Source organism: Citrobacter enshiensis (assembly GCF_029338175.1).
Lineage (GTDB): Bacteria > Pseudomonadota > Gammaproteobacteria > Enterobacterales > Enterobacteriaceae > Citrobacter_D > Citrobacter_D enshiensis.
In genome coordinates this window covers 1,525,769-1,541,470 of the sequence record NZ_CP119862.1, presented here as the reverse complement: position 1 = coordinate 1,541,470, position 15,702 = coordinate 1,525,769, and the positions used below count along the sequence as shown (strand labels likewise).

The window sequence follows — 15,702 nt, the reverse complement described above, 5'->3', positions numbered from 1 at the left end:
ATTTACGGCCTTGTAGTAGTAACGGAATTAACAAACCACTGCTGGATGTTGCCCATCGCTGAATGCGAGGTATCCAGAATCGGCTGCGGATAGAAGCCAAGCAGTACCAGAAGCACAACCAGCAACAGGATGATAAACAGCTCGCGCAGCGACATCCCTGGCAGTTCCTGATTGGCGATTTGGCTTTTCGCCTTACCAAAGTAAGCGCGATGCAGCATCGACAGCGAATAAACAGAGGCAAACACCAGACCAAAGGTCGAGATCACGGTGATAACCGGAACCACCTGGTAGCTGCCGAACAGGATCATGAATTCGCCCACGAAGTTACCGGTACCCGGCATACCCAGCGTACAGACCGCGAAGAACATCGACAGTGCAGGCAACCATTTCATTTTGCCCCACAAACCGCCCATCATACGCATATCACGGGTGTGCAGACGTTCGTACAGCTGACCACACAGGATGAAGAGGCCCGCAGCGGACAGACCGTGCGCGATCATCTGGATCACCGCACCCTGATACGCCAGCTGGTTGCCGGTGTAGATAGCAATCAGCACGAAGCCCATGTGCGAAACAGAGGTGTAAGCAATCAGACGTTTGATGTCGTACTGAGCGAACGCCATCCACGCGCCGTAGAAAATACCGATAACACCCAGCCACATGGCGATTGGTGCGAACTCCGCAGACGCGTTCGGGAACAGCGGCAGGGCGAAACGCAGCAGACCGTAGGCCGCGGTTTTCAGCAAAATCCCCGCCAGGTCAACGGAACCTGCGGTCGGTGCCTGGGAGTGCGCGTCCGGCAACCAGCCGTGCAGCGGAACCACCGGCATTTTTACCGCGAAGGCGATGAAGAAGCCCAGCATCAGCAGATATTCCACACCGTGGGACATCGGGGTATTCAGCAGCTCTTCATAGTTGAAGGTCCAGACGCCCGAGGCTTTGTAGTGCACAAACACCAGCGCCAGGATGGCAATCAACATCACCAGACCGCTCGCCTGGGTATAGATGAAGAACTTGGTGGCCGCCGTGATACGCGTTTTACCGTCAGAAGCTTTATGCCCCCACAGCGCGATCAGGAAGTACATCGGCACCAGCATCATTTCCCAGAAGAAGAAGAACAGGAACATGTCGATGGCAAGGAACACGCCGATAACGCCGCCGAGGATCCACATCAGGTTCAGGTGGAAGAAGCCCTGGTATTTTTCGATTTCATTCCAGGAACACAATACCGCCAGAACACCCAGCAGACCGGTCAGCACCACCATCAGCAGTGATAAACCGTCAATGGCCAGATGGATTGAGATGCCAAAGCGCGGGATCCACGGCAGCACGAATTCAGACTGCCACTGCGGAATGCCAGCGGATTGCGTCAGTGAATAGCCGCCCTGCAACCACAGTTGCAGACCAAGCGCCAGCGTCAGTCCCATGGTTACCAGCGCTATCCAGCGCGGCACCTTCACGCCAAAGCGTTCGGTCTGCCAGCACAGGAAGCCACCGATAAAGGGAATTAATATTAGCCAGGGTAGTAACATGGCGATCTTTATTCCTTGTTAAAGTCCCAACAGGACCTGATTTTCAACGAATTCTCACAACAGAAAATTCACTTCGGATTGTGGTTTTAATGTCGGGTGGCGCTAGCGCTTACCCGACCTACGGTCTTGTAGGCCCGGTAAGCGTTAGCGCCACCGGGCAAAACAACCGCAATCCTCAAACTCAACGCAGTACCATCAACAGTGCCAGCACCACGACCGCACCAATGCTCATGGACGCCACATACCAGCGCAGATAACCGTTCTCGCTGAACAGCAGGCCTTTACCTGCAAAGCGGGAAAGGATCGCCGGAATGTTCATCATCGAGTTCAGTGGGTCGCTTTTCAGCAGCCAGGTGATACCCATGAACGGCTTCACGAACACTTTGTCGTACAACCAGTCGAAGCCCCAGGCGTTATACCACCAGGTGCCCAGCAGACGGCCCGGGCCGCTGTTGGCAATCGAGGTCACCAGAGTGCGTTTACCCAGCCACAGCCAGGCCGCCATCAGAATGCCCACAATCGCCACGACGCCAGAGGTAATTTCCAGGGTCATCACTCGGCCGTGCTCAAGCTCGGTTGTTGCCGGGAGTACACCGTGCAGCGGCGGCACAATCAGCGCGCCAACGAAGGTGGACAGGATCATCAGCACAATCAGCGGCAAGTGATGGGTAATCCCCTTCCCTGCATGAGCGTGAATTTGTTCTTTTCCGTGGAATACGATGAAAATCATACGGAAGGTATACAAGGAGGTCATGAACGCACCGACCAGACCTGCAACCATCAGATTGATATGACCGTTGGCCATCGCGCCAGCCAGAATCTCATCCTTACTGAAGAAGCCCGCGGTGATCAGCGGCAGAGCCGACAGCGCCGCGCCGCCCACCAGGAAGCAGAGATAAACCAGCGGAATGGATTTACGCAGGCCACCCATCTTGAAGATGTTCTGTTCGTGATGGCAGGCCAGAATCACCGAACCGGACGCCAGGAACAGCAGCGCTTTAAAGAAGGCGTGCGTCATCAGGTGGAAAATCGCCGCATCCCACGCCTGAACGCCCAGCGCCAGGAACATGTAGCCAATCTGGCTCATGGTGGAGTAAGCGAGTACACGTTTGATGTCGGTCTGCACCAGCGCGGCGAAACCGGCCAGCACCAGCGTTACCGCACCGACGATACCCACCAGATGCAGAATGTCCGGGGTCATCAGGAACAGACCGTGAGTACGGGCAATCAGGTAGACACCGGCTGTTACCATTGTCGCGGCGTGGATCAGCGCGGAGACAGGCGTCGGGCCTGCCATCGCGTCTGCCAGCCATGTTTGCAACGGCAACTGCGCAGATTTACCGACCGCACCACCCAGCAGCATCAGCGTCGCCCAGGTCAGCATGTTGTTGCCTGCTGCGAAGTGCGCCGGCGCCAGTTCCACCATTTCGCGGAAATTCAGGGTGCCCAGTTCGTTGTACAGAATGAACAGCGCAATCGCGAGGAAGACGTCACCCACACGGGTCACGACAAACGCTTTCATCGCCGCTGCGCCATTCTTCGGATCGGTGTAGTAGAAACCGATCAGCAGATAGGAGCACAGGCCCACGCCTTCCCAGCCGAGGTACATCAACATCAGGTTATCGGCCAGCACCAGTACAACCATGCTGGCGATAAACAGGTTGGTGTACGCGAAGAAGCGAGAGTAGCCCTCTTCACCGCGCATATACCAGGACGCAAACATGTGGATCAGGAAGCCCACACCGGTGACCACTGACAGCATGGTCAGGGAAAGACCATCCAGTACCAGGTTAAAACCAATGTTGAAGTTGCCAACCGACATCCAGGTCCACAGCGGGACGCTAAACGCTTGCTGACCGTTAGCAAAAAAGTCCATGCCGACAAACACTGTGGCCAGCGCAGCCAGACCAATGGAACCCACGCCCACGGTAGCGGAGAGGTTTTCCGACCAGCGCCCGCGAGAGAACGCCAGTAATACAAAGCCAATCAATGGCAGAATAATGGTTAAGGCAAGCATGTTCATCCACGCATCTCACTTACTGAATCGATGTTCAGGTTCTGGCGACGGCGATGCAGTTGCAGTAACAGCGCAAGTCCGATACTCGCTTCCGCAGCCGCAAGGCTGATGGCGAGAATGTACATCACCTGACCATCGGTCTGGCCCCAGTAGCTACCGGCGACCACAAAGGCCAGCGCGGAAGCGTTAATCATGATTTCCAGACCGATCAGCATAAACAGCAGATTGCGGCGGATAACCAGACCGGTTAAGCCCAGAACGAATAAAATCGCAGCGAGGATCAGTCCATGTTGTAAGGGGATCATGCGTGCTCCTCCGTTTTTCTTTTCGCACGGTCTTCAGTGCGGTTGCTCAGCACTTCGCCTGGACGCTCTTCGCGACCGACGTGGAAGGCCACAACCAGACCCGCCAGCAGCAGCATGGAAGCCAGTTCAACCGCCAGTACGTAAGGTCCGAACAGAGAGATGCCGACGGCTTTCGCGCTAATCGGCGTACCGTCAATACCCTGGTCATTAACACCCAGAATGGCGTACACAATGACCACCAGCATGATGGCCGACAGAATCGCCGGACCAATCCATACCTGGGGTTTCAGCCATTGACGTTCCTGTTCGATTTCCGAACCGCCCAGGTTGAGCATCATCACCACGAACACGAACAGCACCATGATGGCGCCTGCGTAGACGATAATTTCCAGCGCACCCGCGAAGTGAGCCCCCAGCGAGAAGAACACCCCAGAAATCGCCAGCAGCGAAATAATCAGATACAGCAACGCATGCACCGGATTGGTGTGGGTGATCACTCGCAAGGTTGCGAGAATGGCTACCAGCCCACAAATATAAAAAGCGAACTCCATTGCCCCTCTCCTTACGGTAACAGGCTCTTGACGTCGATAGGCTTGGCTTCGTTCTCTGCTTCGCCCTTATCTTTGCCGTCGATTGCCATACCTGCCATCCGGTAGAAGTTATATTCCGGGTATTTACCCGGACCGGAGATCAGCAGATCCTCTTTCTCGTAAACCAGATCCTGGCGCTTGTACTCACCCAGTTCGAAATCTGGCGTGAGCTGAATTGCCGTTGTCGGACAGGCTTCTTCACACAGTCCACAAAAAATGCAGCGTGAGAAGTTGATGCGGAAAAACTCCGGATACCAACGACCATCTTTGGTCTCTGCTTTTTGCAGAGAGATACAGCCTACCGGGCAAGCTACCGCACACAGGTTACAGGCAACACAGCGCTCTTCGCCGTCCGGGTCGCGCGTCAGTACGATACGGCCACGGAAACGGGGTGGTAGATAGACCGGTTCTTCCGGGTACATCTGCGTTTCGCGCTTGGCGAACGCATGCAGGCCGATCATCCAGATACTGCGTACCTGGGTGCCGAAGCCTACTAACAATTCTTTTAAGGTCATGGTCTTTTCGCCCCTTATTGCGCCTGCCAGAGAATGACAGCCGCCGTTACCAGCAAGTTGACAAGCGTCAGCGGCAGGCAGATCTTCCAGCCGAAGGACATCACCTGGTCATAACGAGGACGAGGTAATGACGCGCGAATCAAAATGAACATCATCATGAAGAACGCGGTTTTCAGCGCAAACCAGATGAATGGCGGTAAGAACGGGCCATGCCAGCCACCGAAGAACAGGGTAACCATCAGCGCAGAAATGGTGACGATACCGATGTACTCCCCCACGAAGAACAGACCGAACTTCATACCGGAATATTCAATGTGGTAACCATCAGCCAGTTCCTGCTCGGCTTCCGGTTGGTCAAATGGATGACGGTGACACACCGCCACGCCCGCGATGGCAAAGGTGATAAAACCAAAGAACTGCGGGATAACGTTCCAGATATCAGCCTGGTTATTGACGATGTCGGTCATGTTAAATGAACCGGCTTGCGCCACCACGCCCATCAGGGAAAGTCCCAGGAACACTTCATAGCTCAGGGTCTGCGCAGAGGCACGCATCGCACCCAGCAGCGAGTATTTGTTGTTGCTCGACCAACCGGCAAACAGCACCGCGTAGACCGCCAGGCCCGCCATCATCAGGAAGAACAGAATCCCGATATTCAGGTCAGCAACCACCCAGCCTGGGCTGACCGGCACAATGGCAAAAGCCAGCAGCAGCGAGGTAAAGGCGATCATTGGTGCCAGCGTAAAGATGACGCGATCCGAGAATTTCGGGATCCAGTCTTCTTTAAAGAACATTTTGATCATGTCCGCGACAAGCTGGAGCGAACCGCCCCAGCCAACACGGTTTGGTCCATAACGGTTCTGGAACAGACCCAGCAGACGACGTTCACCAAAGCTCATGAATGCCCCGCAGGTGACCACCACCAGCAGGATCACCACCGCTTTGAGAATGCTCAGCAGGATCTCAATCAGATCCGGTGTAATCCAACTCATTGTTGTGCCTCCTGCAGATCCTCAAGACGCGCGCCCGCCAGCACCGGCGCAATGCCAGGCATACCCATCGGCAAACCGACCTGCCCTGCCGTCAGGCCTTCAGCGATTTCAACCGGCAGCGTGACCGTGTTGCCATCATAACTAAAGGAGACGTGCGTACCGGCATTCACTCCCAACTTCGCGGCATCGGCCGGGTTGAGTTTGATGTACGGCTGCGGCATACGGCTCTGGAAGATCGGAGAACGCTGTGACATCTCGTCGCTACCAAACAGATGGTAGTACGGTGCGATACGCCATTTACCCTCTTCTGCCTGGAAACCTGCCGGAACGGTCGTGAAATACTCCAGACCACCCTCAGAGGCCTCAATCAGGCGAACGCCCGGATCGCCATGACGCAGTTTCCCGCCCACTTCAGCCTGGAATTTGTTCCATGCCTGTGGGGAGTTCCAGCCTGGCGCCCAGGCAAATGGAATCTGCGAACGCGGTGCGTCCGGCTGGTTGTTCCCTTCCATCGAGAAGGCAAACATGGTGTCTTTGTCCTGCGGCTGACGCGGTTCGTGAACGCTAATGTCGGCGCGCATCGCGGTACGACCGCTGTAACGGTGCGGCTCACGCGCCAGTTTCTGACCCTTCACGCGGAACGTCGCGTCCGGCGCGGCATCTTTGATACCCGCCAGTTGCGGCAGCGCAGCAATCGCGGCGTCGATGACGTGGTCAAGCTGCGTCCAGTCGACTTCACGGTTACGTACAGTACTGTGCAGCGAGTGCAGCCAGCGCCAGCTTTCCAGCATCACGGTGTTGGCTTCGTAGTACGCCGGGTCATACACCTGGAAGAAACGCTGTGCGCGGCCTTCGTTGTTGATAACGGTACCGTCGCTTTCAGCAAAGCTTGCTGCGGAGAGCACCAGGTGGGCACTGTCCATAATCGCCGTACGCTGATGATCAACCACCATCACCAGCGGCGCTTTTGCCAGCGCGGCGTTAACGCGAATGGCCGAAGCATGACGATGCAGGTCGTTTTCCAGTACCACAACGGCGTCAGCACGACCGGTTTCCAGTTCGGTTAACGCGTCGTCAAGCGAACCACCGCCAATCATGCCGAGGCCCATGCTGTTCACGGAGCGGGCAATCATGGTGATACCGACGTCAGCGCCACGGCCTTTCAGTGCTTTTGCCACGTTGGCAGCCGCCTGAATCACTTCCGCGCTACCGGCGTTGGTGCCGGAGATAATCAACGGTTTTTTCGCGCCGGCCAACGCCTGAACGATCACATCAATTTTGTTTTGCAGATCGCGATCGATTCCGTCCACCGCCGGCGCGCTGTTATCAAGCGCATGAGCGACAGCAAAACCTAAGCGAGCCTGATCTTCGACCGGCGCACGGTAAGTCCACGCCGCAATATCGTCCAGGCGGGTGTTATCGACGTTAGTGACGAACAGTGGATGCTTCGCTCGTTGACCGATGTTAAGGATGGCCGCAATCTGCCAGTCAGCTACTTTCTGCGCTGCTGCCATTTCACGTGCTTTACCCTTCACGGCCTGACGCACGGCCAGCGCAACGCGCGCCCCGGTCTGCGTGATGTCTTCACCCAGCACCAGCACGGCATCGTAAGATTCGATATCACGCAACGCAGGGGTATGGATGCCGCCTTCTTGCAGCACTTTCAGCGCCAGTTCCAGACGTTCCTGTTCGCCGTGAGCGATACCGGTATAGAAGTTTTCCGCACCCACCAGTTCACGCAGCGCGAAGTTGCTCTCTACGCTGGCGCGTGGAGAACCGATACCAATCACTTTCTTCGACTGACGCAGAATATCCGCCGCACCCTGCATCGCCTGTTCGGCGTTCAGCGTGATCAGATCATCGCCACGACGCTGAACCGGCTGACGCGGACGGTCTTTCAGGTTGACGTAACCATAGCCAAAACGACCACGGTCGCAGAGGAAGTAGTGGTTAACGGTCCCGTTATAGCGGTTTTCGATACGACGCAATTCGCCGTAACGCTCACCCGGGCTGGTGTTACAGCCGATGGAACACTGCTGGCAGATGCTTGGCGCAAACTGCATGTCCCATTTACGGTTATAACGCTCGGAGTGCGTTTTATCGGTAAAGACGCCGGTCGGACAGATTTCGACCAGGTTGCCGGAGAATTCGCTTTCAAGCGTACCGTCTTCCGGGCGACCGAAGTAGACGTTGTCGTGTGCGCCATAAACGCCCAGATCGCCGCCATCAGCGTAATCTTTGTAGTAACGCACGCAGCGGTAGCAAGCGATGCAGCGGTTCATTTCGTGAGAGATGAACGGCCCCAAATCCTGATTGCGGTGAGTACGTTTGGTGAAACGATAGCGACGGAAGTTATGGCCGGTCATCACGGTCATATCCTGAAGATGGCAGTTACCGCCCTCTTCACACACCGGGCAGTCGTGCGGGTGGTTGGTCATCAACCACTCGACCACGCTTTCACGGAACTGTTTCGCTTCTTCGTCGTCAATAGAGATAAAGGTGCCTTCGGTGGCCGGTGTCATACAAGACATCACCAGGCGACCACGCGTGTCTTCCGCGTTTTGATATTGCTTCACCGCACACTGGCGGCAAGCACCGACGCTTCCCAGCGCCGGGTGCCAGCAAAAGTACGGAATATCAAGGCCGAGGGACAGACATGCCTGTAACAGGTTGTCTGAGCCATTGACCTCATATTCTTTGCCGTCTACATGAATCGTAGCCATAGTCAGCATGCTTCCAGTTGGCTCAGTCTGTGACTGAGCGTTAATCGAAATTCATATCGCGATCCAGGGTTATCCCTGAAATTACCAGCGCTCTTTCAGCAGGTTCGGCTGAATACCACCAATCGCGTGGGTATTACTGAACGGCTGCTTGATGCCGGCTTCGAATTCTTCGCGGAAATATTTAATGGCGCTCTGCAAAGGTTCAACCGCACCTGGCGCGTGCGCACAGAAGGTTTTCCCCGGACCGAGGAAACGACACAGTTGCTCAAGTGTCTCGATATCCCCCGGCTGGCCTTCGCCACGCTCCAGCGCACGCAGAATTTTTACGCTCCACGGCAGGCCGTCGCGACATGGCGTACACCAGCCACACGATTCACGGGCAAAGAACTCTTCCAGGTTACGCACCAGCGACACCATACCGATCTCGTGGTCAACCGCCATCGCCAGCGCGGTCCCCAGACGGCTGCCCGCTTTCCCGATGCTTTCAAATTCCATCGGCAGGTCGAGGTGTGCTTCGGTCAGGAAGTCAGTACCCGCGCCGCCTGGCTGCCAGGCTTTGAACTTCAGACCATCGCGCATGCCGCCAGCGTAATCTTCGAGGATCTCACGCGCGGTGGTACCAAACGGCAGTTCCCACAGTCCCGGATTCTTCACGCGACCGGAGAAGCCCATCAGCTTAGTGCCAGCATCTTTGCTCTTCGAAATGTTCTGATACCACTCCACGCCGTCAGCGAGGATCGCCGGGACGTTACACAACGTTTCGACGTTGTTGACGCAGGTCGGTTTGCCCCACGCACCGGAGCTTGCCGGGAACGGCGGCTTGGAGCGTGGGTTAGCGCGACGACCTTCGAGGGAGTTGATAAGCGCGGTTTCTTCACCGCAGATATAACGCCCTGCCCCGGTATGGACAAACAGCTCGAAGTCGAAGCCGGTGCCCATGATGTTTTTGCCGAGCAGACCGGCCTCGGTTGCTTCGGCAATGGCGCGACGCAGATTCACCGCCGCTTCAATGTATTCACCGCGCAGGAAGATGTAACCCCGGTACGCTTTCAGCGCAAACGCGGAGATCAGCATGCCTTCCACCAGCAGGTGCGGCAGCTGTTCCATCAGCAGACGGTCTTTATAGGTACCCGGCTCCATTTCATCGGCGTTACACAGCAGGTAACGGATGTTCATGGATTCGTCTTTTGGCATCAGGCTCCACTTCAGGCCAGTAGAAAAGCCTGCGCCGCCACGCCCTTTCAGGCCAGCGTCTTTTACCTGGTTGACGATCTCGTCCGGAGAGAGACCGGTCAGCGCTTTACGCGCCCCTTCATAGCCGTTTTTGCTGCGGTATTCATCCAGCCATACCGGCTGGCTGTCATCGCGCAGACGCCAGGTCAGCGGATGCGTTTCGGGAGTACGGATAATGTTTTTCATTTATACCGCTCCAGTAATTCAGGAATGCCTTCCGGGGTCAGGTGAGCATGAGTATCGTCATCGATCATCATGTTCGGCCCTTTGTCGCAGTTCCCCAGACAGCAGGTCGGCAGCAGCGTAAAGCGACCGTCAAAGGTCGTCTGCCCCGGCTTGATGTCGAGCTTTTTCTCAAGCGCGGCCTGGATCCCCTGATAGCCGTTGATATGGCACACCACGCTGTCGCAGTAGCGGATCACATGGCGACCAACCGGCTGGCGGAAGATCTGGCTGTAGAACGTCGCAACGCCTTCGACGTCGCTGGCCGGAATACCCAGCACGTCAGCGATCGCATGGATCGCGCCATCCGGCACCCAGCCACGCTGTTTCTGAACGATTTTCAGCGCTTCAATGGACGCCGCACGCGGGTCTTCGTAGTGGTGCATCTCGTGCTCAATGGCTTCACGCTCTGCCGCACTCAGCTCAAAAGCCTCGGCTTGTGGTTGTTGATTCTCGTGCATAATTAGCGGTCCACATCTGACATAACAAAATCGATACTACCCAGATGGACGATCAGGTCGGACACCAGGCTGCCGCGAACCGCCACCGGGATCTGCTGCAGGTGCGCAAAACTCGGGGTACGGATACGCGTACGGTAGCTCATGGTGCTGCCATCGCTGGTCAGGTAGTAACTGTTGATACCCTTGGTCGCTTCCACCATCTGGAAGGACTCGTTCGCCGGCATCACCGGGCCCCACGACACTTGCAGGAAGTGAGTGATCAGGGTTTCGATATGTTGTAGCGTGCGCTCTTTCGGCGGCGGCGTGGTCAGCGGGTGATCCGCTTTGAACGGGCCTTCCGGCATGTTATTGAGGCACTGCTCAAGGATGCGCAGACTCTGACGCAACTCTTCTACTTTCAACATGACGCGGGTATAGCAGTCGGAAACACCGCCGCCAACCGGCACTTCAAAGTCGAAGTTTTCGTAGCCAGAGTACGGACGTGATTTACGCACGTCGAAGTCAACCCCGGTCGCACGCAGCGCAGCACCGGTACAACCCCAGTCCAGCGCTTCTTTCTTACCGTAAGCGGCAACGCCCTGCGAACGACCTTTCAGGATGGTGTTACGCAGTGCAGCTTTCTCATAAGAATCGAGGCGCTTCGGCATCCAGTCGAGGAAGTCACGCAGCAGTTTGTCCCAGCCACGCGGCAGGTCGTGAGCAACACCGCCGATACGGAACCAGGCCGGGTGCATACGGAAACCGGTGATCGCTTCTACCACGTCATAAATTTTCTGACGGTCGGTAAAGGCGAAGAACACGGGAGTCATTGCGCCGACGTCCTGAATAAACGTCGAGATATACAGCAGGTGGCTGTTGATGCGGAACAGTTCGGAAAGCATCACGCGGATCACGTTGACGCGATCCGGCACGGTAATCCCCGCCAGTTTTTCAACGGCCAGCACGTAAGGCATTTCGTTGACGCAACCGCCGAGGTACTCGATTCGGTCAGTGTACGGAATGTAGCTGTGCCAGGACTGACGTTCGCCCATCTTTTCGGCGCCACGGTGGTGGTAACCGATGTCAGGTACGCAGTCGACGATCTCTTCGCCGTCAAGCTGAAGCACAATACGGAATGCACCGTGGGAAGACGGGTGGTTCGGACCAAGGTTGAGGAACATGAAGTCCTCGTTGTTGGTACCGCGCGTCATTCCCCAATCTTCTGGCTTAAAGGTCAGCGCTTCCATTTCCAGATCCTGCTTGGCTTTAGTCAGCTCAAACGGATCGAATTCGGTAGCACGCGCCGGGTAGTCTTTACGCAGCGGATGGCCCTGCCAGGTATGCGGCATCAGCAGTCGCGTCAGGTGCGGGTGACCTTCGATATCAATACCAAACATTTCCCAGGTTTCACGCTCATACCAGTTGGCGTTAGGGAACAGTTTGGTGAAGGTCGGCACACGCAGGTCGTTTTCAGACAACGCCACCTTGAGCATGATGTCGCGATTGCGTTCAATGGAGATCAGGTGATAGAAAACGGAAAAATCCGCGGCGGGTAACCCGTCACGGTGTGTGCGCAGACGCTCGTCCATGCCGTGTAAGTCAAACAGCATGACGTAAGGTTTTGGCAGTCTCTTTAAGAAATCGCCAACTTCCAGCAATTGTTCGCGTTTAACCCAAACAACGGGTACTCCGGTGCGGGTCGCCTGAACGGTAAAGGCATCCGGCCCAAAACGGTTGCGCAGTTCGCCAATAACCGGGTCATCCAGATGATCCCGGGTTTGCCATGCGGCGTCTTGCGCGGTTAAGTCGGTCATATTGTTCACCATTGCAAATGGTCCGTGGTGGTCGGCAGTGCTTCGCGCTAGTTATGTAGTGATGAGCGAAGTTCGGCTGCCGACAGGCGCAAATTAAATCTCGTCTGGTGTACGAAGATTCGTTACTGCAATGCGTTCGCCGCGTTTACGCTCGCGCTCTGACTGCATATTGGCGCGATAAACGCCCTGATCGCCAACCACCCAGGAGAGCGGACGACGTTCTTTGCCAATGGAATCCTGCAGCAGCATCAGCGCCTGCATGTACGCTTCCGGGCGCGGCGGGCATCCCGGGATGTATACATCCACCGGGATAAATTTATCAACGCCCTGAACCACCGAGTAAATATCGTACATACCACCAGAGTTGGCACATGCACCCATGGAGATAACCCACTTCGGCTCCAGCATCTGGTCATAAAGACGCTGAATGACCGGCGCCATTTTGGTGAAGCAGGTTCCCGCAACCACCATCAGGTCAGCCTGACGCGGCGAAGCACGCAGTACTTCCGCACCAAAGCGCGCCACGTCATGCACGGCGGTGAACGAGGTCACCATCTCTACGTAGCAGCAGGAAAGGCCGAAGTTGTACGGCCAAATTGAGTTCTTACGGCCCCAGTTAACCATGTCATGCAGTTTGCCCATGAACACGTTTTTGTTAACTTCTTGCTCCAGGGGGTCGGTTACGATCTCCTGTTTTTGCAGGGGGTAACGGTCATTCTCACCGTTAGGATCTATGCGGGTGAGCGTATAATCCATCTTAATGCCTCGCGGTTAGCGTTGACGATTAGCGATACTGTTCGTTTCCGGGTTCATACGCTCGCGGCGTGAACGCGCGGGCGTCCAGTCCAGCGCGCCAATACGCACCAGATAAACCAGACCTGCCAGTAACACAAAAATAAAAATTGCAGCTTCCACAAAGCCAATCCAGCCGCTCTCGCGGATAGAAGTTGACCATGCGAACAGATACAGCGCTTCAACGTCGAAGATAACGAAGAACATGGCTACCAGATAAAACTTGGCAGACAGGCGCAAGCGGGCGGTGCCAACTGAGTCAATACCTGATTCGAACGGAACGTTTTTCGACCTCGCGCGCGCGCGACCGCCTAAAAACCAACCGCCGACGAGCATCAGGCAGCACAGGCCAATGGCAACAATAAGAAAGATAGCGAATGCCCAGTGATGAGCGATGATTTCAGTGGATGTTGACATACTCATTGCTTACTCATCAAAAGTAGCGCCAAATTCTCTGCTCTTTTCGGCAGATGAACGCCACATCGATTCATGGGGAGGAATAAAAAAAACCCTACAATAACTGTAGAAAATGATTAAACAGCTAATTGATGTGGTTTTTTACTCCTTTCTATAACCTTTTGTCAACTTTAACAAAAGTTACCTCACATTAATTCACATCAAGACAACTTGGTTAACATTTAATGCCGTTATGACTGATTCCGATCGCATTACCAGTCGGCTTTAACTTTGTTGAATCGTGTCCGTTGTGAGGTTAAAGAGTTAATGCGCCTCTATTTTGACAGGAATTCGTGCAGATGCCTCCCCCTAAATAGGAGTATTTTCTTGATCTGTGACACGCTTTTGTTAATCCACCCTAAAAAACAGCAACAATTTCTCTAGTTTTTTAACATTGGCAGAAACTCAAGCCCCTGGTGCGTATTTTATGCGCAATACTGAAAAATAATCTTTACTCGCTGATTTAATGAGACTTTCTTTCAGTTTCGGATGCCATTTCAGGAAATTTGTACAAAAAAAGAACCACTGATGGATTTTTCATCATCAGCGGTTCTTTTTTACACTTACATTTAATCACGCTTTTGGGTGGCGCGTTACTCGAAGTCACCTTCAACCATCAGGGAATCATCTCCCCCTTCCGGGGTAAACTGCGAGTACTGCCAGGGATTTTGATAGCTGTCCATCGCCTGATAGATAATCTGCGCAAGTTCGTTCTGGCTGGCAGGGTCGCGACACAACAAGTATTCCGTGTCAGGCAACGGCGGCAGTCCATCTACTGCGCTCAACACGCGCAGATCCGGGCTCATCATCTCGACTGGACGCGCGGTTATCCCTAACCCAGCCTTCACCGCCGCACGTACTGCCGGTAGTGTCGAAGCAACATACGCCAGACGCCACGGAATGTTCGCCGCATTTAATGTTGCCAGCACGATGTCACGAAACGGGCTGGGATCATCCAGCAACACTAACGGAATCGGCTCGCCTTTTTGCAGCACATACTCTGCGGCACAGTACCAGTGCGTCGGCGATGTGCGCAGGTTAAGGCAGTCGAAAGCGCCAGGTCGATTGGTGGTCACAATCAGATCCACTTCCTGCGACTTCAGCATATCGACCATGAAGGCGTTACGCTTCACCCTGACGTCCAGTGCAAGTTTCGGATAAACCGAACTGATGCGATTGAGTAAAAAAGGCAGTATCGTATCGGCTGATTCATCGGAAGCGCCGATTGTTAATACCCCCTGAAGATTACTGAACATCAATGATGAACAGGCTTCATCATTGAAACGCAGAATTTTTCGGGCATATCCCAGAAGTTGGATACCGTGTTCAGTCAAAAGCTTGTTACGACCATGTCGGGCGAACAATTCTTTTCCTACGAGCTGCTCAAGGCGTTGCATTTGCTGACTAACTGCAGACTGAGTACGGCATACTGCCGCAGCCGCAGCCGCGAAAGTGTTCAGATCCGCAACAGCAACAAACGTTCTCAGCAGATCGAGGTCGAGATTAATGATCGGACGATTTGCATTTATCATAATTTTTCACTTACTGGCGGCTCATACTGAGCTGAGCGGGCTAATGCTGTGCATTCGGAAACAAACAAATCCATTTGTAATGTACCTCCCTGGCAGTATCACTCTGGTGTCACTGAGCGAAGTAAGAGTGAATATCGCGTTGCTGACAACACGACTCCCCTCTTCGGCATATGCTGAAATATATATCGTGAAAAAGCGGCTTATCTATTAGATGCTCGTGGTTTCTTGCTAATGTTAAACGTGTAAGCATGGTAAATGTAAGAATAGTTAACGTACTCTCGCAGACACAAAAAAAGCAAGTTGCGCAATGAGTTAGTTATAAACCCTTATCCTGTCTAATAGCAGATATCATAACCTTAGCGCCATTTTTCACGGTTATCTTAACCTAAAACCGCATTATTTATAAGTCTTAATGCGATTAATCTGATGCAAAGTTATGTTATGGTGATCAAAGTATTCTTTATTATTAATGCCTTCGGTAAATGCTTTTTAAATATTAAATAATAATTAATTAATAAACACAGTATTCATTAATTCTA

Annotated in this window: 13 protein-coding genes; all 13 read right to left on the bottom strand. The window is 54.2% G+C overall.

Annotation, left to right across the window (positions count from 1 at the left end; genetic code table 11):
* Nucleotides 1-2: 2 nt before the first annotated feature.
* The gene (nuoM, locus tag P2W74_RS07430; protein ID WP_276294514.1) at nt 3-1,532 is read right to left on the bottom strand and encodes an NADH-quinone oxidoreductase subunit M; all 1,530 of its coding nucleotides are present in this window, start codon (nt 1,530-1,532) and stop codon (nt 3-5) included.
* A gap of 181 nt (nt 1,533-1,713) precedes the next feature.
* Complete coding sequence (nuoL, locus tag P2W74_RS07425; protein WP_276294513.1) at nt 1,714-3,555, bottom strand: NADH-quinone oxidoreductase subunit L; 1,842 nt, start codon at nt 3,553-3,555, stop codon at nt 1,714-1,716.
* Nucleotides 3,552-3,854, bottom strand: a complete 303-nt coding sequence (gene nuoK, locus P2W74_RS07420) for an NADH-quinone oxidoreductase subunit NuoK (protein WP_000612644.1) — start codon at nt 3,852-3,854, stop codon at nt 3,552-3,554. Before nuoK ends, nuoL begins: the two co-directional genes overlap by 4 nt.
* Nucleotides 3,851-4,405, bottom strand: a complete 555-nt coding sequence (gene nuoJ / locus P2W74_RS07415) for an NADH-quinone oxidoreductase subunit J (RefSeq protein WP_276294512.1) — start codon at nt 4,403-4,405, stop codon at nt 3,851-3,853. The genes nuoK and nuoJ overlap by 4 nt, the downstream gene beginning before the upstream one ends.
* Before the next feature lie 11 nt (nt 4,406-4,416).
* The gene (gene nuoI / locus P2W74_RS07410) at nt 4,417-4,959 is read right to left on the bottom strand and encodes an NADH-quinone oxidoreductase subunit NuoI (RefSeq protein ID WP_005129470.1); all 543 of its coding nucleotides are present in this window, start codon (nt 4,957-4,959) and stop codon (nt 4,417-4,419) included.
* Between the two features lie 14 nt (nt 4,960-4,973).
* Nucleotides 4,974-5,951: an NADH-quinone oxidoreductase subunit NuoH gene (nuoH, locus tag P2W74_RS07405; protein WP_276294511.1), complete on the bottom strand. Its 978-nt coding sequence runs from the start codon at nt 5,949-5,951 to the stop codon at nt 4,974-4,976.
* Nucleotides 5,948-8,674, bottom strand: a complete 2,727-nt coding sequence (gene nuoG / locus P2W74_RS07400; protein ID WP_276294510.1) for an NADH-quinone oxidoreductase subunit NuoG — start codon at nt 8,672-8,674, stop codon at nt 5,948-5,950. The genes nuoH and nuoG overlap by 4 nt, the downstream gene beginning before the upstream one ends.
* Before the next feature lie 81 nt (nt 8,675-8,755).
* Entirely contained in the window at nt 8,756-10,093 is a 1,338-nt protein-coding gene (gene nuoF, locus P2W74_RS07395) for an NADH-quinone oxidoreductase subunit NuoF (RefSeq protein ID WP_276294509.1), read from the bottom strand.
* A complete protein-coding gene (gene nuoE / locus P2W74_RS07390; protein WP_276294508.1) occupies nt 10,090-10,590 on the bottom strand; it encodes an NADH-quinone oxidoreductase subunit NuoE in 501 nt (166 codons plus the stop codon). The genes nuoF and nuoE overlap by 4 nt, the downstream gene beginning before the upstream one ends.
* A 2-nt stretch (nt 10,591-10,592) precedes the next feature.
* Nucleotides 10,593-12,395 (bottom strand): NADH-quinone oxidoreductase subunit C/D, encoded by a 1,803-nt coding sequence (nuoC, locus tag P2W74_RS07385; protein ID WP_276294507.1) that lies wholly within the window; start codon nt 12,393-12,395, stop codon nt 10,593-10,595.
* A gap of 81 nt (nt 12,396-12,476) precedes the next feature.
* Complete coding sequence (nuoB, locus tag P2W74_RS07380; protein WP_003028075.1) at nt 12,477-13,139, bottom strand: NADH-quinone oxidoreductase subunit NuoB; 663 nt, start codon at nt 13,137-13,139, stop codon at nt 12,477-12,479.
* A 15-nt stretch (nt 13,140-13,154) separates the two neighbouring features.
* A complete protein-coding gene (gene nuoA, locus P2W74_RS07375) occupies nt 13,155-13,598 on the bottom strand; it encodes an NADH-quinone oxidoreductase subunit NuoA (protein ID WP_003028077.1) in 444 nt (147 codons plus the stop codon).
* Between the two features lie 626 nt (nt 13,599-14,224).
* Complete coding sequence (gene lrhA, locus P2W74_RS07370) at nt 14,225-15,163, bottom strand: transcriptional regulator LrhA (RefSeq protein ID WP_203360569.1); 939 nt, start codon at nt 15,161-15,163, stop codon at nt 14,225-14,227.
* Nucleotides 15,164-15,702 lie beyond the last annotated feature (539 nt).